The 18,906-nt window shown below is 71.1% G+C and carries 22 protein-coding genes and 1 pseudogene; 8 read left to right on the top strand and 15 right to left on the bottom strand.

The genetic code is table 11. From position 1 onward, the window contains the following. Window positions 1–93 precede the first annotated feature (93 nt). Window positions 94–1,008 (bottom strand): ABC transporter ATP-binding protein, encoded by a 915-nt coding sequence (locus E4P39_RS01485; RefSeq protein ID WP_135134544.1) that lies wholly within the window; start codon window positions 1,006–1,008, stop codon window positions 94–96. A 178-nt stretch (window positions 1,009–1,186) separates the two neighbouring features. Next, window positions 1,187–1,693, bottom strand: a complete 507-nt coding sequence (locus tag E4P39_RS01480) for a hypothetical protein (RefSeq protein ID WP_135134543.1) — start codon at window positions 1,691–1,693, stop codon at window positions 1,187–1,189. Between the two features lie 356 nt (window positions 1,694–2,049). Here E4P39_RS01480 and E4P39_RS01475 point away from each other — a divergent pair, with 356 nt between their 5' ends. The 3 genes from E4P39_RS01475 (at window position 2,050) to E4P39_RS22765 (ending at window position 3,748) form a co-directional block, all read left to right on the top strand. Beyond that, entirely contained in the window at window positions 2,050–2,781 is a 732-nt protein-coding gene (locus E4P39_RS01475; protein ID WP_135134542.1) for a hypothetical protein, read from the top strand. A gap of 226 nt (window positions 2,782–3,007) precedes the next feature. Continuing rightward, the gene (locus tag E4P39_RS22770) at window positions 3,008–3,310 is read left to right on the top strand and encodes an alpha/beta fold hydrolase (protein ID WP_245159554.1); all 303 of its coding nucleotides are present in this window, start codon (window positions 3,008–3,010) and stop codon (window positions 3,308–3,310) included. A 150-nt stretch (window positions 3,311–3,460) separates the two neighbouring features. Next, entirely contained in the window at window positions 3,461–3,748 is a 288-nt protein-coding gene (locus E4P39_RS22765; RefSeq protein WP_245159553.1) for a hypothetical protein, read from the top strand. A 9-nt stretch (window positions 3,749–3,757) separates the two neighbouring features. Here the strand turns inward: E4P39_RS22765 and E4P39_RS01465 are convergent, their stop codons facing one another. Next, the gene (locus E4P39_RS01465; protein WP_209306283.1) at window positions 3,758–4,426 is read right to left on the bottom strand and encodes a haloacid dehalogenase type II; all 669 of its coding nucleotides are present in this window, start codon (window positions 4,424–4,426) and stop codon (window positions 3,758–3,760) included. A gap of 1,374 nt (window positions 4,427–5,800) precedes the next feature. Here E4P39_RS01465 and E4P39_RS01450 point away from each other — a divergent pair. Then, a complete protein-coding gene (locus tag E4P39_RS01450) occupies window positions 5,801–6,226 on the top strand; it encodes a hypothetical protein (protein WP_135134539.1) in 426 nt (141 codons plus the stop codon). A gap of 144 nt (window positions 6,227–6,370) precedes the next feature. Here the strand turns inward: E4P39_RS01450 and E4P39_RS01445 are convergent, their stop codons facing one another. Continuing rightward, the gene (locus E4P39_RS01445) at window positions 6,371–6,883 is read right to left on the bottom strand and encodes a YetF domain-containing protein (RefSeq protein ID WP_135134538.1); all 513 of its coding nucleotides are present in this window, start codon (window positions 6,881–6,883) and stop codon (window positions 6,371–6,373) included. A gap of 269 nt (window positions 6,884–7,152) precedes the next feature. Between E4P39_RS01445 and E4P39_RS01440 the strand changes: the two genes are divergently transcribed. Next, window positions 7,153–7,863, top strand: a complete 711-nt coding sequence (locus E4P39_RS01440) for a potassium channel family protein (RefSeq protein ID WP_135134537.1) — start codon at window positions 7,153–7,155, stop codon at window positions 7,861–7,863. Between the two features lie 383 nt (window positions 7,864–8,246). Here the strand turns inward: E4P39_RS01440 and E4P39_RS01435 are convergent, their stop codons facing one another. From E4P39_RS01435 to E4P39_RS01425, 3 genes are all read right to left on the bottom strand, one after another. After that, complete coding sequence (locus tag E4P39_RS01435) at window positions 8,247–8,507, bottom strand: hypothetical protein (RefSeq protein WP_135134536.1); 261 nt, start codon at window positions 8,505–8,507, stop codon at window positions 8,247–8,249. A 441-nt stretch (window positions 8,508–8,948) separates the two neighbouring features. Beyond that, window positions 8,949–9,206, bottom strand: a complete 258-nt coding sequence (locus E4P39_RS01430; protein ID WP_135134535.1) for an STAS domain-containing protein — start codon at window positions 9,204–9,206, stop codon at window positions 8,949–8,951. Further along, window positions 9,206–9,559: an STAS domain-containing protein gene (locus E4P39_RS01425; RefSeq protein WP_135134534.1), complete on the bottom strand. Its 354-nt coding sequence runs from the start codon at window positions 9,557–9,559 to the stop codon at window positions 9,206–9,208. Before E4P39_RS01425 ends, E4P39_RS01430 begins: the two co-directional genes overlap by 1 nt. 145 nt (window positions 9,560–9,704) lie before the next feature. On the opposite strand from E4P39_RS01425, the gene E4P39_RS01420 reads away from it, so the two are divergent. The 3 genes from E4P39_RS01420 to E4P39_RS01410 all read left to right on the top strand — a co-directional run bounded on the left by E4P39_RS01420 (window position 9,705) and on the right by E4P39_RS01410 (window position 12,432). Further along, entirely contained in the window at window positions 9,705–10,409 is a 705-nt protein-coding gene (locus E4P39_RS01420; RefSeq protein WP_135134533.1) for a response regulator transcription factor, read from the top strand. Continuing rightward, on the top strand, window positions 10,406–11,794 hold the full coding sequence (locus E4P39_RS01415) for a HAMP domain-containing sensor histidine kinase (RefSeq protein WP_245159552.1): 1,389 nt from the start codon (window positions 10,406–10,408) through the stop codon (window positions 11,792–11,794). Before E4P39_RS01420 ends, E4P39_RS01415 begins: the two co-directional genes overlap by 4 nt. A gap of 62 nt (window positions 11,795–11,856) precedes the next feature. After that, window positions 11,857–12,432 carry a GerMN domain-containing protein gene (locus E4P39_RS01410; RefSeq protein WP_167761509.1) on the top strand — a complete coding sequence of 192 codons (576 nt, stop codon included), beginning with the start codon at window positions 11,857–11,859 and terminating at the stop codon, window positions 12,430–12,432. A gap of 21 nt (window positions 12,433–12,453) precedes the next feature. Here E4P39_RS01410 and E4P39_RS01405 read toward each other — a convergent pair whose 3' ends face one another. The 8 genes and pseudogenes from E4P39_RS01405 to E4P39_RS01375 form a co-directional block, all read right to left on the bottom strand. Further along, on the bottom strand, window positions 12,454–12,969 hold the full coding sequence (locus E4P39_RS01405; RefSeq protein WP_135134531.1) for a hypothetical protein: 516 nt from the start codon (window positions 12,967–12,969) through the stop codon (window positions 12,454–12,456). A 171-nt stretch (window positions 12,970–13,140) separates the two neighbouring features. Next, window positions 13,141–14,523: a DUF2254 domain-containing protein gene (locus E4P39_RS01400; RefSeq protein WP_135134530.1), complete on the bottom strand. Its 1,383-nt coding sequence runs from the start codon at window positions 14,521–14,523 to the stop codon at window positions 13,141–13,143. A gap of 316 nt (window positions 14,524–14,839) precedes the next feature. Further along, entirely contained in the window at window positions 14,840–14,995 is a 156-nt protein-coding gene (locus E4P39_RS22085; protein WP_167761508.1) for a hypothetical protein, read from the bottom strand. A gap of 333 nt (window positions 14,996–15,328) precedes the next feature. Further along, window positions 15,329–16,999, bottom strand: coding sequence for a metallophosphoesterase (locus E4P39_RS01395; RefSeq protein ID WP_135134529.1), 1,671 nt, complete (start codon window positions 16,997–16,999; stop codon window positions 15,329–15,331). Window positions 17,000–17,050: 51 nt separating this feature from the next. Further along, on the bottom strand, window positions 17,051–17,305 hold the full coding sequence (locus E4P39_RS01390) for a hypothetical protein (RefSeq protein ID WP_135134528.1): 255 nt from the start codon (window positions 17,303–17,305) through the stop codon (window positions 17,051–17,053). Window positions 17,306–17,707: 402 nt separating this feature from the next. Beyond that, the gene (locus tag E4P39_RS01385) at window positions 17,708–18,010 is read right to left on the bottom strand and encodes an STAS domain-containing protein (protein ID WP_135134527.1); all 303 of its coding nucleotides are present in this window, start codon (window positions 18,008–18,010) and stop codon (window positions 17,708–17,710) included. 183 nt (window positions 18,011–18,193) lie between these two features. Further along, window positions 18,194–18,342: pseudogene (locus E4P39_RS01380) on the bottom strand (transposase); the annotation flags it as partial. Window positions 18,343–18,593: 251 nt separating this feature from the next. Next, window positions 18,594–18,773, bottom strand: coding sequence for a hypothetical protein (locus E4P39_RS01375; protein WP_135134526.1), 180 nt, complete (start codon window positions 18,771–18,773; stop codon window positions 18,594–18,596). Window positions 18,774–18,906: the final 133 nt, after the last annotated feature.

Below are 18,906 nucleotides of genomic sequence, written 5' to 3'. Positions count from 1 at the left end.
CGGCCGCGGTCGCGGTCGCTGACCGGCCTGCCGACCGGCTCGTTGAGAACGGGCCGCCGGCGGCCGGCACGCGCTCGGGTGCTGTCCGGGTGGTCACGCCGGGACCTGGCCGTAGTAGTCGAGGAAGATCTCCTCGAGGCTGGGTTCCCGCACCTCCAGGTGCGCGACGTCAGCGCCGCCCAGGGCCCGCAGGACGGTGCCCGGTGGCCCGGTCAGGGAAAGCTCCAGCCGCAGCGGACTGGGCCACCGCACGTCGGCGACACCCGGCAGGTCCGCGAGGCCGCGCAGCCCGGGCTCGGGTGCCGCCAGCTCGACGATGACCTCGGATCGGTGCAGCCGTCGCAGGTCGGCCATGCCAGCGACCTCGACCAGCCGGCCACTGCGCAGGATGCCCACCCGAGAACAGACCGCCTCCACCTCGGCCAGCTGGTGCGAGCTGAGGAACACCGTCTGCCCGCGGGCGGCCGCCTCGGCGATGCAGGCCCGGAACTCCCGCTCCATGAGCGGGTCCAGCCCGCTGGTCGGCTCGTCGAGCACCAGCAGCGGCGCCCTGGTCGAGAATGCGGCGACCAGGGCCACCTTCTGCCGGTTGCCGGTGGAGTAGGTGCGGGCTTTCCGGTCCGGGTCAAGAGCGAAGCGCTCCAGCAGCTCGTCCCGGTAGGCGGCGTCGATGCCGGGACCGACCCCGGCCAGCAGGCTCAGGCACTCCCGGCCGGTCAGCGCCGGCCACAGTGCGACGTCCGCCGGCACGTAGGCCAGCATCTCGTGAGCCCGCTCGACGTCCCCGGCCGGAGCGTCGAACACCCATGCCGCACCCGACGTCGGCAGCAGCAGCCCGAGCAGCATCCGGATGGTGGTGGACTTCCCGGCGCCGTTCGGACCGAGGAAGCCGAACACCTCACCTGCCGGAACGATCAGCGACAGATCGACCACGGCGTCGGTGGTCCCGAAGCGCTTGCCGAGCCGCTCCATGCGCAGCGCAGGAACGGACGTCGTCGACGTGGCCATGGTGCACTCCTGGCAGTCGGGAACACGACTGCCGACCAGACTTCCCGGCGCACCGGACAGCAACGCTAGACCTGGCAGACGACCTGGGGAAGCCGTTTCTACGGGCGGGCGAGGAGGGGAGCGACGTGCCCATGGACGTCGCCGGTGATGGCGAGCGGGTCGGGCCGCTGCCATCCGTTCATTGGTCCGCTGGAGGGTGTTCGGCGCGCCACTGGTCGAAGGAGGCGAGGAAGGAGTCGGCCATGTGGTGCTCGGTGAGCAGTTGTTCGCGGTCGCGGGGGTCGACCATGCGCTCGCTCAGGGCAAGCGTGTTGAACCGGATGGCTCGGAAGTAGGGGATGAACGAGGCCGGCGTGAACGCCCGCTTCGAGGGCCGCGACTCGATGCCTTCGGGTGACCATGGGCGCGGAACCGCTCGGGCAGGAAGTGCGAGCCCTTCGATCACGGTGAGGATGGGCTCGTCGTCCGGCCGGTCGGTGAAGTCCCGCGAGAGCTCGCGGAAGATCTCGCGCCCATCGGGTGCGACCGCGAGCACGACCGGCCGGAAGATTTCCGCCTTCTCGTCCCAGGCGCCCAGCCGTCGGGCCAGGCGCTGCCCGCCGGGGTCGCTGATCCAGCGGAAGGGCAGGTGCCAGGTGTGGTTCACGGCGAGCTGGACCGCCGGGGGGTCGACCGAGGCGAACACGACCTCGGCGCCGGCGGCGATGAGTCGGGGTGGCGATTGAGCCAGGCGGACCGCCTGGCGCAGCAGTAGGGCTACCAGTCGCCGCGGAGCCCGACCAGCAGGAGGGCCGCCCGGTCGTCGGTGCGGAGATCGAGCAGTTCGGCCCTGTCCACCCGGCAGACGCTACCGACGGCTCGAGAAACGGGCCCGGTCACAGCAGGTCGGCCGTCCCGGACCGCCCGGCACTCAGGCCGTCGCGTCTGTGGTCGACATGGCCCCACGATGGGAAGGATCGGTCGGCCGCGCGGCGGTCGGGACGGGGGAGTGACGCCGCCGCCCGCGTCCGCTCCGGTGTGACGCGTGGTTACCGTCGAAGCATGACCGACGCCGACGTCAACTTCTACTTCGACCCCGTTTGTCCGTTCGCCTGGATGACCAGCAAGTGGGTGCGCGCTGTCATACGTCAGCGGGAGTACACCGTGGACTGGCGGTTCATCTCGCTGCGGCTGATCAACGCTGAGGTCGACTACGACGCGCAGTTCCCGCCGGAGTACGAGGCCGGCCACACGGCCGGCCTGAGGCTGTTACGGGTCGCCGCCCGGGCCCGGGTCGAGCATGGCCGGGAGACAGTGGGCCCGCTGTACGAAGCGTTCGGACGACACATCTTCGACGCCCCCGCCGAGACCGAGAACGAGCCGGGAGCTCGCGAGCGCCGCGGCACCCGCCCGTTCGTCGAGCCACTTCTGGCCGAGGCGGGCCTGCCGGCCGAGCTCGCCGATACCCTCGACGATCCGTCGTTCGACCCGGTGATCCGCGCGGAGACCGACGAGGCGCTCGCGCTCACCGGCAAGGACGTCGGTACCCCCATCATCCACTTCCAGCCGCCCACCGGCGTGGCCTTCTTCGGCCCGGTCATCAGTCGACTGCCGGCCGAGGAGGACGCGGTCCGGCTCTGGGACCACGTCGTCGGCCTGGCCGGATTCCCTGGCTTCGCCGAGTTGAAGCGCAGCCTCCGCGAGCGTCCCCAGCTGGCTGGGCTCGGTGTCGACGTGGACGAGGTCGGCATCCAGGAGGACTGGCACGGCGGCAGCCGTCGACTCAAGAAGTAGCGAGCATGGCTGCCACGGCGGCATAGCCTCCGGGCCGTGGGGAAGGTGCGCACCCCCGAGCATCGCTTTGCCGACCTGCCCGACTTCCCGTACGAGAGCAGGTACGTGGAGATCGATGACCTCGATGGCGGTCAGCTGCGCGTCGCCTACGTGGAGGACGGCCCCGAGGACGGCGAGACGGTGCTCCTTGCACGGCGAACCCTCCTGGTCGTTCCTGTACCGACGGATGATCCCCGTGCTGGCCGGCTTCGGGCTACGCGTCGTAGCGCCGGACCTGGTCGGGTTCGGCCGGTCGGACAAGCCGGCGCACCAGGGTGACTACAGCTACGCCCGCCACGTCGAGTGGCTGCGGGCGGCGCTGTTCGACGGGCTGGACCTGCGGGACATCACTCTCGTCTGCCAGGACTGGGGCGGACTGCTCGGACTTCGGCTGGTCGGCGAGCACCCCGACCGCTTCAGTCGGGTGGCGGCCGCCAACACCGGACTCCCCACCGGCGACCACCCGATGAGCGCGGCGTTCCTGGCCTGAACGGTTCGCCGCCACAGCGGAGCGGTTCGACGTCGGACGCGTCGTCTCCAACGGCACCGCCAGCGACCTGGCCCCAGAGGTGGTGGCCGGCTACGACGCACCGTTCCCGGACGACTCGTTCACGGCCGGCGCGCGGGTCTCCCGGGCCTGGTGCTGACCAGTCCCGACGATCCGGCCTCCGCCGCCAACCGGGCCGCATGGGCGACGCTGTCCCGCTTCGGCAGGCCGTTCCTCACGGCGTTCTCCGACGGCGACCCCATCACCGGGGGCGGCGACCGCGTGTTCCAGAAGGAGGTTCCAGGGGCGCGGGGATTGCCACACACGACGCTCTCCGGGGGTGGGCACTTCCTGCAGGAGGACGTCGGCCCCGAGTTGGCCCGCGTCGTCATCGACCTGATCGCCGCCACCCCGCACTCCTCGGCACGACGGCCGCGGTAGGGGGCGTCGTCAGGTCAGTTGTCCGGCGAGTTCGGGGAGGCTCGTGGCCGTCAATGACGGGACGGCGAAGCATCGGGGGTAGGGCACTGCGCTCCGGCTGATCCAGGCGGTGGCCATGCCGGCGCGCGCGGCGCCGTCGATGTCCCACGGATGGACGGCGACGAGCAGCATGTCCGCGAGCTCGGTGTCGCACCGCTGGGCGGCGTACTCGTAGGCGGCCCGGGCCGGCTTCCAGGCGCCGGCGTCCTCCACCGACAGCTGCGCCTCGAACTCATCCCTGATCCCGGCCTCGGCGAACAGACGCTCGGCGACCTGTGTCGCGCCGTTGGTGAGGGTGACCAGCCTGCGCCCGGACCGGTGCAGCGCGGGGATGCCCTCGGCCACGTCGGCGTGCAGGCTCAGCTCGCCGAAGCCGCGCATCACGTGATCGACAGCGGCGTCCAGGTCACGGTCCAGGTCGACGCCGTTCAGCACGCTGTGCAGCGCGTCGACCCCGAGGTCGGCGAAGGGGCGTTGCGCCCCAGCGGCCGTGAGCGCGAAACCGTCCCGCAGCAGGGTGAACCACAGCCTGGCCAGATGGTCGGGGGCGCCGATGTCGGTGAACCGAGCGGCCATCGGCCTCATGTCCGACAGGGTCTCGTTGACGTCGAAGACGATCACGGAAGGGACGGGGCTCATCGGCTCTCCCAGCTGGAGCTGCATCTGTCGATAGCAGGGGGCGGTGCGGGCTGATGCCGACATAGCCTGGCCGATTGCACCCCGACGGGGTCTCAGGGGCGAGGCTTCTCAGCGGAGGGGTGGCGCACCGCTGATCGCGGACCGGACCGTTGACACGGCCGGCGTCCAGAGCGAACCGCCCTCAGCCGACAGCGATCAGAGGGGGTGCCGGGCGTCTCCCCCGTGCGTCCCCGGCGCCGCTCAGGGCCTGCTGCACCTGGTTGGTCTGCAGACGGGCGTCCAGATCGGCCTGCCCTCCGCCGCTGCTCCTGGGTCATGAAGGTCCCCGGTGCCGACGCCGACTCGAACACGCACGCAGCGCCGCCGGGCGACCTCCTCGTGACCGCGTGCGCAACAACCGGCACCACGTGCGAGTCGGCACCACGTGCGAGCACCCACCTGCTGCGGCTCGGACGGGGTTCGCCTGGTCGTCGGTCTGGCCGGCGTTGCCCCGCGTGCTCGACGACGCAGGACCTGACCGGTCAGTTCCATCGGCAACCGCGACGGCGCACGCCCAGTCGCCGCTGCGAGCCACAACCCGCTGCCGGCGCTGGGGCGAAGATGCCGTGATCACCCCGGGGTCGCCTGCCTGCCGGAGCGCCGAGGCGCGGACCGCGATCAGTGAGGCGACTGGCCTTCTCCGGCAGGTGCCGGACCACGAGCTCTCCGCCGGTCGCGGCGAAGTCTCTGCGGACGGCGCGCAGCACCTGCAGGCCGGCATCGTCGGCGGCCCGCACGTCCTGCAGATCGAGGAGTACGGAGACGTGTCCGCTCTGCGCGAAGGCTCTCCACCGTGCCTCGCAGGAGGTCGGCCCCCTGCACCGTGATGTGACCGCTGACTCGCACGGTGCCGGTGCGCGGATCGACGACCTCGGGCCATGGACGTGGCGTCGCGGGTCGCGCGGCGGGTGGGTGGTCACGTGGTCCTCCGGTTCATGGTGCGTAGTCCGGCCACCGTCGGCGCTCGGTGACCCCACCCTCCCAGCGGCTGCAGCCGGGGCTTGGCCGAGTCGTCATGGCGTCGTCAACTTCCGAGGGGTCACGACGGGACCACCGAAGCGGCGTGGTCCGATGTGGTGAGCGGCCGGAGCTCAGCTGCCTCAGGGCAATGGGACTGGACCGCGACGGCGTCGTCGTCGGCGGAACCTCCCCGGACCCGATCGCGTTTATCGCGTCGCCTGATACGTCATGCCCCGCCGGCCGCCGTTACGGCCGCGCACTCGAGACGCCGTCGAGCGCCGAACGGTCCCCGACCGACTGCACTGTTATGACGCTGAGCGAGCCGTCGGTCTCCAGGACGACGGCAGCCACCCGGCACGGGAGGAGGTGGTGTTGGTGGCGCTGCTCGTGGTCATCGGAACGCTGGTGGTGCAGGGACTCACGCTCGCCCCGCTCATCCGCCGCCTCGGGGTCGCCACCGACGCCGACGTGCAAGCGGATGCACGGCGGCTGCACCGGCAGGTGGCGGAGGCGGCGCTGGTACACATCCGCGCAGTGGACGACGTCGACCAGGAGGTCAGGACGACCGTCATCGCGCAGTACGAGAGCAGGCTCGAGTACCGCAAGGGCGTCGACGGCCTCGTGGACGGCGGCGTCGGTGGGGAGCATGCCGGTGAGCAGCTCCGCGGCCTCCTCGCCCGCGCCACCGAGGCCGAACGCGATGCTGTCCTGCAAGCCCGCCGCGGCGGCGAGGTCAGCCCGGCGGCGGCCGATGACGTCTTGTTCGACATCGACGCACGGGCGCTGCGCAACGGCTCGTGATCGGTGACCGGTCCGACTGCGCCCCGAGCACCTCGTGCCCTCTCTGTATGGCGGTCACGACGGCGCGCAGGCCCGGAGGTGGAGCTCGGCCGATCCGGTACTGCCGCGTCCCGCCCGGCCCTGAGTAGAGATCGGAGCGCCTCATCACGCGGACCGCGCGACGCCTTGCAGCGCCGACCTGTCACCTGCCTGCTCGGCTGGGATGACGCTGAGCGACCCGTCGGTCTCCAGGACCACCGCGGCGATCGCGTTCAGGTCGCCGGAGCCAGACGCCCGGATGGCCTGTCGCAACTCGCTGATGGTGATCCGCTGCTGGTGGATCGCGTCTGTCAGGACCTTGCCGTCCTCCAGGAGAAGGGTCGGCCGCGCGGTGACCACACTCCGTCCTCCGGGCAGCCAAGTGGTCGTCCGTGCGACGACGTACTGCAGCCCCGCCAGAAGGGCGAGGGCGACGGCTCCCTCGCTCCACGAGACGTCGGTGCTGAGGAGCACAGTGGCCAAGGTGGAGCCGAAGGCGACGCTGATGACCCAGTCGAAGGCGTTCAGCTTGGCGAGGGTGCGTTTACCGGAGGCGCGCAGCAGCACGACGAGCGCGACGTAGGCCGCCGTTCCGACGGCGACAATGCGGGCAAGGTCTGACCACGAGTCGAACCACATGTCCGGCTCCTACCCGGGATTTGCCCTCGCCGCCCCCGCCCCGTCCGACGGTCGAGGTCCTGGCACGCTCCGCTGGTGGCCGGTGTCCTGGGGTGGTCGGTGACCGTGGTGGGTGCGGCGCTCGTGCTGGGACGCTGCGCAACGCCTTCCACACGATCTGGCACCCGAGCGAGCGCGGCGGTCTCAGCCGGCGGCTCATCCGATGGGTCTGGCGCGTCGGTCGTTCGCAGCGTCGCCGCCCGTGGTCGCGCCCGAGAGGGTCGCTGGCCATGCCAGTGGTCGTCGTCGCCTGGGTGCTCCTGATCTTGCTCGGCTGGTCCCTGGTGTACTGGCCGCACCTGCCATCCGGTTTCGTCTTCGGCAGCGGCCTGGACTCATCCGCACGGGCGTCTTGGACCGACGCGGTCTACCTCTCGGCCGTAACCCTGGCGACCCTTGGGTTCGGTGACATCGTGCCGGCGGACGGCTGGCTGCGGATCGCAGTGCCGGTGGAGGCGTTGCTCGGATTCCCCCTGATAACCGCGGCGGTCTCGTGGGTCCTCCAGGTGTACCCGGCTCTCACCCGGCGCCGCGCTCTGGCCGTCCGCCTGTCCCTGCTGCGTCGTGTCGACACGGTTGGCCTGGTCGCTGGACAGCGGTCGGTGCTCGCCGCGTCGGTGCTCGAGAACCTCGCGATGTCGATGGCGCAATTGCGCGGCGATCTCACGCAATTCTCCGAGACCTACAACGTCCGGGACGCCGACCAGAACCTCTCTCTACCCGCCATGCTGGGAGTGGCCACGGAACTGACCGAGGCGGCCCGGCGCTCTGCCGTCCCGGACGTCCGCCACGCCGGTGAGCTTGTCGAGGCCGCGGTCGGTGACTACCTGGACGTCGTCGATAAGCAGTTTCTCCGCGTAGGCGGCTCGGCTCAGAAGATCGCTGCGGCCTACGCCGACGATTACGGGCAGAGAATCGCCCCCGCGGTTTCGGGGGGCTAGAGCTGACGTCGGCCGGCGCTCAGTACTGGCGCGTCCAGCGCCCGACCATCGCATCGTGGAGCTGCTGTTCCCACAGCCGCAACTCTGTCTCGTCAGGCCGGTCACAGAGATCAGCGACCCGGCGATGGCGGCCAGCAGGTCACGAGCCGCCGAGGGCCCACCGCCGAACGCGAAGGTCAGCGGATGGTCGCCGCCCGGCTCCTCCAGCACGACGTCCAGGGCCGGTAGCCCCACGCCCAGCTCTACGGTTACCAGGATGCCAGCACCGGAAGTGGCCAGAGGGAGCTCTGTAGCCGTGACCAGACGACCGCTGGCCAGGTGCGGCGCCCGCCCAGGCGGGCGGCTCAGCGGAGACACCCGGACCGTTTCAATCACGTCCTCGATCATGCGGAAGGCAGACCAGTGCCCGCCGGTCCCGGCCATGAAGGGCCGTCCTTCGGGCGTTGCGAGATCTCGATTGCGGCGTCGTCGATCCACGGATGCTCGCTGTCGATGCCTTCCGCTTTCGCCACGGCGCGTAGAGCGCCCGCAGTCGCATCGACCGGTTGCCCGGACATCCGGTCGGAGGCCAATTCGTAGACCAGGTGGGCCTTGATTCGGATTTCGACCGGCAGACTCTCGACTTGGTCACGCCAGCTCGTCAAGGTCTCTTGATTCCCCGCCGGGACCGCAGGTACCTGACGATTGGATGACGAGTGCGCATCAGTTCAAGACGGCTGTCGGGACCGAGTGCGGTACGCGGGTGTGGATCATCGTCGTGCGGCGTGGGGCTGCCCGGGAACCGGATGTTCCGGGCCGGTCGGTGTGCTCCCAATACAGCCAGTACGGCAGAGAGGGCCAGAACTACGCCGAACGTTTCCGGGAACGGCGACCGCTGCCTCGACCCGCTCAGGTGAGCGAGCCGTCGCCGCGGCGCGATGTTAGCCGGTCGCTCATGCTTCGACCGGTCCCCCCTCTCGGCGTTTCATCGTGGAGCGCCTGCGAGCGCGAGCTGAACCTTGTTCTGCCTCTGTTCGCAGGCAGAACAGCGGGCACGCCCGCCGGCGAGACGCGAGTTTCCGGTTCCCCCCGGCGAACCGGGCTCGTCAGGCCGTTTCCGGGCAGTGCCGGACAACGAGCTCGCCGCCCCGCGCCGCGAACTCCTCGCCCAGGCCACGGAGGATGTTCAGGCCCGAATCGTCCGCGTGTTGGACGTCTTGAAGGTCGAGGACGACGCGCGCGTGACCGCTGCCGTGCAGCGACTCTGCCGTGCCGCGGAGGAGGTCGGCACCCTGCGACGTCAGATGACCGCTGGCCCGGATGTGTCCGGTCCGCACGTTGACGGTCTCGGTGAGCGTGGCCATCACGCCGCCCGCCGGCCGGTGGCGGACTCGAGCTCCAGCACCCGCCACAGGCCGGTGCGATGCAGCAGGTCGAGGATGCGGCGGTTCGCGCCGCGCAGGACGACGGCGCCGCCCCGGGCGCGGCAGGTCCGGTGCGCGGACAGGAAGCTGGCGACGGCGGGGCTGGCCAGGTGCTGCACAGCGCTGACATCCACGACCAGCTGCCGGGCGCCGGCGAGCAGGGCGTCGTGCATCAACCAACGGACGTCAGCCAGCCCGTCGGCAAGGAGTTCGTCGCTGAGCTGGATCGTCACCTGGTCGCGCTCGGTGTCGAGCCGGGTGTGGGCGGCGGCACGGACGGCGGCGGCTGTCATCGGCATCTCCTTCGCTGCTTCGGGACGGGACGACTCGACCCTGGCTGCCGGACATTGCGATCAGCAGGTGAACGGCTTTGCGATTGCATGACGGCTTGCCGGCACCGAGCAGGAATGTCGGACGGCGATGGCACCATGGTGAGCGATGGCCCTGCGACTGCTGGTGGTGGAGGACGACGACCACATCCGAACGGCGCTGCGCTGGGCTCTGGAGGACGAGGGCTACGACGTCGCAGAGGCTGGATCCGGCGAGGAGGCCCTGCAGGCCGTTGCGGTGAGCGCCCCCGACCTGATGATCGTGGACCTCATGCTCGGCTCCATGGACGGCTTCGAGGTCATCCGCCAGGTCCGCGGCACGCTGGACCTACCGATCATCGTGGTGAGCGCCCGCGCTGACACCAGCGACATCGAGAGCGCCCTCGACGCGGGCGCCGACGACTACGTGATTAAGCCGTTCGCGGTCAAGGAGATCACCGCCCGTCTGCGTGCCCTGCGCCGCCGGGTGAGGCCGGCCACGGAGACCGACCTGCCCGAGGCCTTGGTGCTGGACAGCGACCCGGTCGCGCCGCTCGTGCTGCGCGAGGTGCGGGGCACCGTGCACCGCGGTGAGGAGCAGCTACCCCTGACCCTCACCGAGTTCCGGCTGCTGTGCGAGCTGGCTTCGTCCCCCGGCCGAGTGCTGAGCCGGCAGGTCCTGCTCGCGCGCGTCTGGCAGCACGGCTTCTTCGGCGACGAGCGGCTCGTCGACGTGCACGTGCGCCGGCTGCGCACCAAGGTTGAGCGTGATCCGAGCGCGCCGCGCGTGGTGGTCACCGTCCGTGGCCTGGGCTACCGGCTGGACCCGCAGTGAGGCACGCCCTCCGGGGGCCCGGCCTGCCCCGGAAGGGGCTGCGGGCGCGGATCGTGCTCGGCTATGCAGCCGGCACCCTGATCGTCTCCCTCGTGCTGGTGAGCACCACGTTTCTGCTGGCGCGCAGCTACCTGCTCGACCAGCGCGAGGCGTCGCTGACGCGGCAGGCATTCGCCGACGCGAACGTCCTGGACAGCCGGCTCGCGACGGCCGGCACCGAGGTCGGGGACGTGCTGGGCGAGCTGGTGCCGTCGGGCGGTGCGGATGTCGTCGTGCATGACGGCGAATCCTGGTTCTCCTCCAGCCTGGACGTCGGAGCAGACGACGTTCCGGCGGAACTCCGGCGGCTGGTGACGACGGAGGCGGCGGCGAGGCTGGTCGTCGAGACCGGGGACGGCCCGCGGCTGATCGTCGGTCTGCGCCTGCATGAGACGGACATAGAGTTCTACGAGCTGGGGCCGCTGACCGAGCTCCGGCAGGTGCTCAGCACGCTGGCCGCAGTGCTGGCGGCCGGGGCGCTGGTAGCGACCGCGGCCGGGACGGCCTTCGGCGTCTGGGCCAGCCGCCGGGCGCTTCAGCCCTTGGAGCAGGTGGCCGAGGCGGCGATCTGCATCGCCGGGGGCGAGCTCGGGACCCGACTGACGGGGACCGACGACCCAGACCTCGTGGGCATCGTGGCCGGCTTCAACAGCATGGTCGATGCGCTGGCGGCGCGGATCGAGCGGGACGCCCGGTTCGTCGGCGACGTGAGCCACGAGCTGCGCAGCCCGCTCACCACCCTGGTCACCAGCGTCGAGGTGCTCGGGAGTCGCCGGGAGGAACTGTCGCCGCGCGGCCGCGAGGCGCTGGCCCTGGTGGAGGGCGAGCTGTCACGATTACGCCGCACGCTCGACGACCTGCTGCAGCTGGCCAGGCTGGACGGTGCGGATCTGCCGAGCTCTGCGCAGCCGGTCTGCCTGGCTGGCCTCGTGCGCCAGGTGCTCACCGACAGCGGCCGGCCCGCTGAGCTGCTCGAGGTGCCGGCCGGTGCCGACACCACCGTCCCCGGCGACAAGACGACCCTGGAGCGGGCGGTGCGCAACCTGCTGGACAACGCCGACCGCCACGCCGGAGGGCTATGCGCCGTCGGTGTCCAGCGGCGCGGCGACGCCGTTTGGGTGACGGTCGACGACGCCGGTCCGGGCGTGGCCGCGGCGGACCGTGAACGCATCTTCGAGCGGTTCGCCCGCGGCCCGCGAGCCGCCCGGCGCTCCCTGCCCGGAGCGGGTCTGGGCCTGGCCATCGTGGCGGAAACGGCCGCCCGGCACGGTGGATCGGCGTGGTGCTCCGACGGTCCGAACGGCGGCACGCGATTCACACTGTCCCTTTCGGTGCGGCCGAGATGAGCCGGTGGCGCGGACTCGCGGCAGTGGGGCTCACCCTGTGTGTGGGGGGCTGCGGCGTGCCGGTGGGTGACGAGCCGCGCGCGATCCCGTCGTCGGAGGTGCCCTACGGGCTGGCGGACCGCACCCCGGCACCGACGGCGCCCAGCACCGCCGCGCCCGTAGAGTCGCCGTCGCAGATCTTCCTGGTGGGCGCCGACGAGGTGCTCGTCGGTCGGCCCCGCGAGGTCGACGGGACGACGGTGCGCCAGCGGCTCGCCGACCTCTTGGCGCAGCTGGAGGCAGGGCCCAGCGCCGCCGAGCAGGAGGAAGAGTTGTCGAGCGTGTTGACGCCGGAGGTGCGGCTCTTGTTGACCGACCTGTCCCAGCGGACGGCGACCATAGACATCTCCCTGCCCTCCGGGGCGCCGTCCGGGGGAGCCAGCCGCCGGGCCGTCGCGCAGCTCGTGCTGACCGCCACCAGCGTGACCGGCGTCGACGCCGTGCGGCTCACCATCGACGGCGACCCTGTGGAGGCGCCGCTCCCGACGGGAGAGCTCACCTCCGCTCCGCTGACCGCCCGCGACTACGCCGTGTTCGTGACCGCTCCCGAGGTGCCGCCGGCCCGGTCCCCCTCCGCCGTCCCTGCCGCACCGTCCTGACCGCCGACCTGGGCGAGCGCGTCAGGGTGCCGGTTGGATGATCGTCGCGACGAGGAACATCTCGCCGTTCCACTCCTCGTACTGTTCGCTGTCCAGCGTGAGCCCGTAATCCTCGGCCACGGCGTCTGCGTCGAACTCGTTGGCCGCCGTTGCCGCGAGAATCAACTCGTCGCCGGCCCCCGGCTCGAACTCGGCGGCCTTCTCGGCAGTGACGACGAGGACCGGGCCGACCTCGGAATCGCTCGGAGAAGTGACGGTGAAGCTGCGCGGAGAGAGGACCTCGTCCACGGCCGCCAGCACTGTCACCTCCTGGGTGTCGTAGGCGGGCAGGTCCTCGACGAAGGCGGCGTCGAGCAGTCCCCGGTAAGGGTCGTCCAGTTCGTCTTCGCCCCGGATGTCGGGCACTTCGGGCTCCAGGTCCGGCGCCATCGCCGAGTCGTCCGTCCCGTCGGCACAGCCGGACAGCCCGGCCCCGGTCAGGGCGAGGGCGGCCGCCAGCACCAGACCCGCCCCCCGCCGGCTTCGCTGCAGACGCATCGTGATGTCTCCGTTCTCCGTCCGGTCGGACCGTTGTGTCGCGGGTTCCCTGGCCTGACCGAGTGATGCGCGACCAGTCGGCGTCGTCATCGGATTGTCATGACGATGGGCCGGTCCTGCTCCCGTACTCGGCAACGCGAGGAGTGCCGGCCACGCCGGCCCTCACAAGGGTCACCGCGGTGGGTGAGTGACCCCGTCGGCCGACTGCCAGCGACCGTCGAGCGCGGCGTCCACCGCGGCCGCCCAGCGGTGCACGTCGTCGGCGGTGCGCCCGGTGGGGAGCTCGGCGAGACTCTGCTCGGTGAGCAGCCGGCACTGCAGGCCGACGGCGTTCCGCTGGGTCGGGGTGCGGGCTTGCCAGCCCACTTCGGCCAGCAGGCCGAACAGCCGGCCGACGACGGTGGCGTCGCGGCGGCCGTAGTCGCGGATCTGGGTGACCGCGAGGTCGAGCAGGTCGCCGAACTCTCCGGACCGCAGGAACACCCGATTGCGGCCCTCGTCGTCGGTCAGCCGCCGGTGCCACGTGTCCCGTTCGGTGAGCGACCCGAGCAGGGCCGACAGGTGGGACAGCGCGTGGACAGCGGTCGTCGGATCGTTGATGCCCGGGGACAGCGCGCGGGCAGCGATGTCCACCAGCTTGCGCAGCCCGTAGCTGGGATCGGCGACCTCCGAGCGCTCGTGGGCGACCGTGACCTCGCGCCCGATCGCCGTTTCCAACGATTCGTGGTCCCAACTTCCGGGGTGCAGCGGCCACGCCCAGGCCAGCGGCGTCCCCGCGACGACCGCGTCCCCGGGTCGTTTGTCCACGCACAGTGCGGCCTCGGCGTCAGCGGCGGCGAGCAGCAGCGCTTCTTCCTGCACCTGGACCAGGAACCCGCTGGCTGTCGCGCACAACGGCCTGGCTCCGGCGGCGACTGGAGGCAGCGGCTGGTCGGGGTGCTCGTCCTCGTTCAATTGGCGTGCCAGGCGGTCCAGCGTCTCGGAAGCCTCCGCGTGCACCTCGCGCATCATGGTCTCCACCCGAAGCTGTCCGGTCTGGTGGGCCAGGAAGACCAGGAGTGCAGCGACCGAGGCCAGCGTGAAGAGGAACCCGACGGTGACCGATATGCGGGGTACGAAGGCGCCGGCACCGGACTCGTCGGCAGAGCGAACGCTGCGCAGCACGGTGAGGGCGTAGACGAACGTTCCCAGCAGCGTGCCCAGGCAGACCTGCACCACCCGATCGCGGACGAAGGTCTGCAGGAGCCGAGGCGTGTACTGGCTGCTGGCCAGCTGCAGCGTGACGATCGTCAGCGAGAACAGCAGCGTGGTCACCGAGATCAGCGAACCGGCGATGGCCCCGAGGATGCTGCGTGCCGCGGAGGGTCCACCGCCGAAGACGTGGATCAGCGGCACCTGCCCGGGATCCTGGAGCGCGCCGTCGAGGATCGGCAGGCCCACACCGAGACCGATGGCGCCGACGATCAGCGCGGCCGGAATGGGCCACAGCGCCCCGTTGACGGCGGTGCGCAGCCGCGCCAGCCGCCTCCGGCCGGACGTCAGAAGCCCTGCCATGGCCCTCCTCAACGGTCTCCTGGCCGCGGTGCCGGCCGTCGTGCGATTCAGTCTCCCCGGCCGGAGGGAGGTCGGCCCGGTAGAGCACCGGCGCACGACGACGCGGCCTCGTCCCGAACGCATCCGACGCCAGAGGCCTCGGAGAGATCAGGGGGGCAATGGGTTCGCGCCTGCATCGCCAACTTCTGCGTCCGGGTGCACGCCCCCGAACGGTGCGAACCTGAGTCTGCTGGCTCCGGTCGGGGCTGATGCCCGCGTGCAGATGCGACGGCTGGGCCCGTCCGGCCGCGGGCTGTCGCTGAACCACCGCACGCCCTCAGCGGCCGCCATCAGCAGTGCCGGTGAGCCGGAAGAAGGCGACCTCCGGAAAGGCGTTGATCCGCACCGGGACCACGCTGAAGCCGATACCGCAGCTGACGAAGAGACGTTTTCCGGAGGCGCCGTAGTCCTCGGGCGCCCACCCCTCGGCCACGATCTTCTCCTCGCTCGTGAGCGCCAGGTAAGACCACTTCGGCGCGCCGGGCAGAGCGACCTGCCGCAGTGGGTGTGGCCGGCGACGGCGAGGGGCGCGGTGCCCGCCGGTAGCTCAGGGAATGCGGTGGGGTCGTGCATCAACACGATGCGGGGGGCGTCGTCGGCCACCTCGCTGAGCGCGTCCCAGCGGGCAGGTCGACCACGTTGTCGAGTCTCAAGGTTGTTACCTGTCTGCCGCTGCCGGCCATTGATGGCGGGCCTGCCCGCGCCAACCTCAGATCACCGCCCCACACAGACTCCCCTTGGTCAGCAGTCTCCTAGGACGAGGCGCTCACCCGGTCGGCGACGCAGAGCTGCGCGACCCGCCGGCCGGGTCCGGTGACTCCCCGAGCTGAGGGGACTCCTCCGTGCCGTCCGCCCCGCCGGCCTGCCCCGCCCCGCCGGCCTGCCCAGCCCCGCTGGCCTGCCCCGCCTGACCGGTCTCCCCTGCCGGACCGGTCTGCCCTGTCTGCCCGGTCCCCTCTTCATCCTCCGACTGCTCTGCCTCGCCGGTCCGCTCCAGTCCCTCCAGGGTCGCGGGGATGACGGTGCGCTGGATGGTCACCTCGGTCTCGCCCAGCCCGCCGAGGGTGATCTCGTCGTAGGCGCGGAGCTCACCGGTGTCCGCGTCGAGGTAAAGCACCGTGCAGGTGAGCGGCTCGGGGTACTCGCCCTGCAGCGCGCGGAGGCCCGCGCCGCCGGTGGAGCCCTGCACCATGAGCAGGCTGCCGTCCTCCAGTTCGGTCACCTTACGTTCGTGCGTGTGCCCGGCGAGGACGAGTGGGACGGCCCCCTGCAGCGGCGCCGCCAGCTTCGGGTCGTGCACCAGGGCGACGGCAGGTGGCGCGGGAAGCGTGCCGATCATCCGCCTCAACTCCTTTCCCGCCTCCTCAAGCACCTCAGGTCCCGCGTTGTCGTCCCCGGTGGTCTTGTCGGGGGTGAACCGCGGATCCGGCATGCCGACCACGGTCAGGCCGCCCACCGTCGCCGTCGTCGACGCGTCGAGCACGACGGCGTTGGGCTGCTCGGCTATCAGCGCCGCCGTCGTCCTCGAGTCGTGGTTGCCACGGACGTAGACGTAGGGGACGCCGAGCTGGCCCACCCGGGCGACCAGCTGGTTCTCCGGCTGGCTGCCCCAGTCGGTGATGTCGCCGCTGTCGAGCACGGCGTCGACTCGGAACTGCTGGGCCACCTGGCGCATCAGGTCGAAGCCGGCGGGGTTGAGGTGCAGGTCGGAGACGTGCAGCAGCGCCACCGTTTCGTCTGTGCCACCGCGCGCCGGCAGCGCGGAGATCGCCGAGTAGAGCGTCCCGACGTTAGCGACGAGGTCCTCGAGCGAGGCGCGGTAGGCGTCGAAGCGAGCGACGAGGTCCTCGGCGCTGCCGATCAGGTTGTTCGCGTTGACCAGAAGCCCGGTGTAGGTCGGCTGGGAGAGCGCCTCGGGCCGCCAGGTGGCCGCACCCAGGCCCGCCGTGCCTAGGAGGAGCGCGCCGGTCACGCCTACGGCGATCAGCGGTTCCCTGCGCCTGTGCAGCACGGCCCAGGAGGTGACCGCGGCGCCCGCCAGGGCGAGGAGAGCGGTCTTCCACAAGAGTTCGACCACCGCGCTGCGGAGGTTCTCGCTCACGCGGTCGACGACGCCGGCCAGCCGCACCGGGTCGGTCGCCAGTCGCTGTGCCCGCTCCTGGTCGACCCGCAGCAGGGTGACGTCCAGCCGCAGCGGCCCGTCGTAGACGTCGACGACCAGCTCGCCGAGCGGCGCGACCGCGACCTGCGCCCCGCCACCCACCGGATAGAAGGCCAGGGTCGCGTCAAAGGGACCGATCGGCGCGTGCACGCGACCGAAGAGGAGCACGGCGGTCAGGGCGCCGGCTACGGCCAGCGCGACCCGCAGCACCCAGGTGCCGGCCACGCGCCCGCGCCGTCCCCAGGGGGAGGACGCGGGGGACGTCGGCTCGGCCACGCGATCACGCTACGCAGCTCGGAGCCGCCGGGCTCCCATAACGCGCGGTGCTCAGGCGTCCGGGTGATCAGGTTGCGCGGAAGGGCGGAGGATCCACCGGAGGGCGAGGCAGCGCAGCAGCCCGATCACGGCGGTGACGGCTGCGGCCAGGGAGAGCTGCAAGCGCGAGCGGGGTGGAGCCACGGCCGCGTTGAGCCAGGCGAGGGCGGGGCTCGTGGTCCGAGGAAGGACACCCGCCGGCCCCAGCCAGTGCACCCGGTCCTCGGCGTGGAAGGTGAGCCGGCGGTGCAGCTCGTTGGCGAGCATCGAGGACGCGACCGTCGCCGCCAGGTGGGCGGTCAGGTAGCCGAACGGCTCGAGGAGGACATAGAGGACGGCGTAGACGACAACTGGCGTCGCAGTGGTTGAGCGTCGCGTCGTCAGGACGCTCGTTTCGGGCCGTCGGGCCCCCGGAAGGCCGCGTTCAGAGCCGCCGAGACGAAAGGCTTGAGGGCCGCTACGGCAACTGCTCTCCGCGCACGACTGTCATGACGATCTTTGTCGCTATCTACCCCGGTCGGCCGGAAACGACCGCCCCTGGGGGGGGTACGTGCGCGGCAGGCGGAAGGAGGCCGCGTTGTAGGCCGTCTGCGGCTGCCGTGCTGCTTGCCGGATGGTCTCGTGGATGATCAGGTTCCAGGGAGCAGGCGGTGTGTCACGTCCGAGACGTCAGAGCCGCGGGGTCAGCCCTCTCGGCGATGGCGAGACGAAGAGCTCTCCGCCATCTGCGGCCACGGACTGCCGAAGGTTGCGCAGAACCTGCAGGCCAGCGGAATCGGCGGCTTGCAGGTCCTGAAGATCTAGGAGCACCGTACTGTGGCCGTCGCGGCGCATAGTCTCCACGGTGCCCCTTAGAAGGTCGGCCCCTTGCACGGTGAGATGTCCGCTCACGCGCACGGAGCCTTGGCGCATGTCGACGACCTCGGTCAGTGGGACGGAATCGTGCTGGCTCAGCGGTCCGGAGGTGCTCATTCCCCCCACTGTCGCAGCCGTTGCCCGGTGTCCCCATGCTTTCGCGGACTCGTCACGAACTCGTCATGACGTCGAGGAGCTCCTCGATGCGCTCGGGGCAGCGGTCGATGCCTTCACGTCGAGCCCGGCCCCGCGGTCGGCGCCCTCCCAAGGATGATGATGCGCAGCTCAGGCGCCGCGCAGCAGGACCCGGCGAATCCGGTAGAGCGGGTCATCTTGTGGCCGCGATGCCCGGTCTGCTCCTGCTGCACCCGCCGGCGGACCGCGTCGACGGTGTTCTGGGCGAGCTTCACGGCGTGAAAGGCATCCAGCACGACAGTGGCGGCCGGCAGTCCGGCGCGCAGAAGCCGAGCACCACGTACGCCGGTACGTCGGCGTCCAGCCGCGTGGGAGGGACGTTCATCACCTCGTGGAGCTGTTCCTGGACAGCGGGGTCGCTGATGTAGGCGTCGTGGCAGGGGAGGAGCACGACGTCCGGGCCGGCCTCGACCGCGGTTTCGATCCCCCCTGGGCCACGCCGTCGGTGGTGAACCACGCGCCGCCTGGTCCGCCCTCGGGGGGTGTGCGTAACCGCTTGCTCGGGTCAGGCGAAGCGGGTGTCTTCGTCGGTCTCGGTCGTGGGGTCGTCTGCCCCTACGCCACCGGCGTCGATGGGCTGGTCGGCGCCGCCGTCAGCTTCTAGGTCGGCGAGGCTGTCCCTGCCCAGATACTGATCCTCCGACATCGTCCCCTCCGCGCGGTCGGCTGGGGTTCCGTGGTCCATGGGTCCCAGCGGAGGAGTCGTCATGTCGTCATCGAGTGCCACTTCAGTCCTCCGATCCTTCTTTGCCGCAGTGTCCGGGCCGTGGTGTCGATGATGCGCGGGCCAGGCTGGGCGCGCTCGTCGGAACGAGTTC

It is taken from the genome of Blastococcus sp. CT_GayMR19, assembly GCF_004570385.1.
Classification (GTDB): Bacteria; Actinomycetota; Actinomycetes; order Mycobacteriales; family Geodermatophilaceae; genus Blastococcus_B.
Note: the sequence above shows the minus strand (reverse complement) of the source record. Positions and strands in the feature narration are given on the sequence as shown.

Excerpts from the sequence above, each read along its gene's own strand:
- E4P39_RS01440 (WP_135134537.1), top strand. The coding sequence starts at position 7,153 with ATGCCAGTGGTCGTCGTCGCCTGGGTGCTCCTGATCTTGCTCGGCTGG.
- E4P39_RS22770 (WP_245159554.1), top strand. The coding sequence starts at position 3,008 with ATGATCCCCGTGCTGGCCGGCTTCGGGCTACGCGTCGTAGCGCCGGAC.
- E4P39_RS01375 (WP_135134526.1), bottom strand. The coding sequence starts at position 18,773 with ATGGACCACGGAACCCCAGCCGACCGCGCGGAGGGGACGATGTCGGAG.
- E4P39_RS01385 (WP_135134527.1), bottom strand. The coding sequence starts at position 18,010 with ATGAGCACCTCCGGACCGCTGAGCCAGCACGATTCCGTCCCACTGACC.
- E4P39_RS01400 (WP_135134530.1), bottom strand. The coding sequence starts at position 14,523 with ATGGCAGGGCTTCTGACGTCCGGCCGGAGGCGGCTGGCGCGGCTGCGC.
- E4P39_RS01475 (WP_135134542.1), top strand. The coding sequence starts at position 2,050 with ATGACCGACGCCGACGTCAACTTCTACTTCGACCCCGTTTGTCCGTTC.
- E4P39_RS01405 (WP_135134531.1), bottom strand. The coding sequence starts at position 12,969 with ATGCGTCTGCAGCGAAGCCGGCGGGGGGCGGGTCTGGTGCTGGCGGCC.
- E4P39_RS01430 (WP_135134535.1), bottom strand. The coding sequence starts at position 9,206 with ATGGCCACGCTCACCGAGACCGTCAACGTGCGGACCGGACACATCCGG.
- E4P39_RS01420 (WP_135134533.1), top strand. The coding sequence starts at position 9,705 with ATGGCCCTGCGACTGCTGGTGGTGGAGGACGACGACCACATCCGAACG.
- E4P39_RS01425 (WP_135134534.1), bottom strand. The coding sequence starts at position 9,559 with ATGACAGCCGCCGCCGTCCGTGCCGCCGCCCACACCCGGCTCGACACC.
- E4P39_RS01445 (WP_135134538.1), bottom strand. The coding sequence starts at position 6,883 with ATGTGGTTCGACTCGTGGTCAGACCTTGCCCGCATTGTCGCCGTCGGA.
- E4P39_RS01465 (WP_209306283.1), bottom strand. The coding sequence starts at position 4,426 with ATGAGCCCCGTCCCTTCCGTGATCGTCTTCGACGTCAACGAGACCCTG.
- E4P39_RS01485 (WP_135134544.1), bottom strand. The coding sequence starts at position 1,008 with ATGGCCACGTCGACGACGTCCGTTCCTGCGCTGCGCATGGAGCGGCTC.
- E4P39_RS01390 (WP_135134528.1), bottom strand. The coding sequence starts at position 17,305 with ATGCTCGCCAACGAGCTGCACCGCCGGCTCACCTTCCACGCCGAGGAC.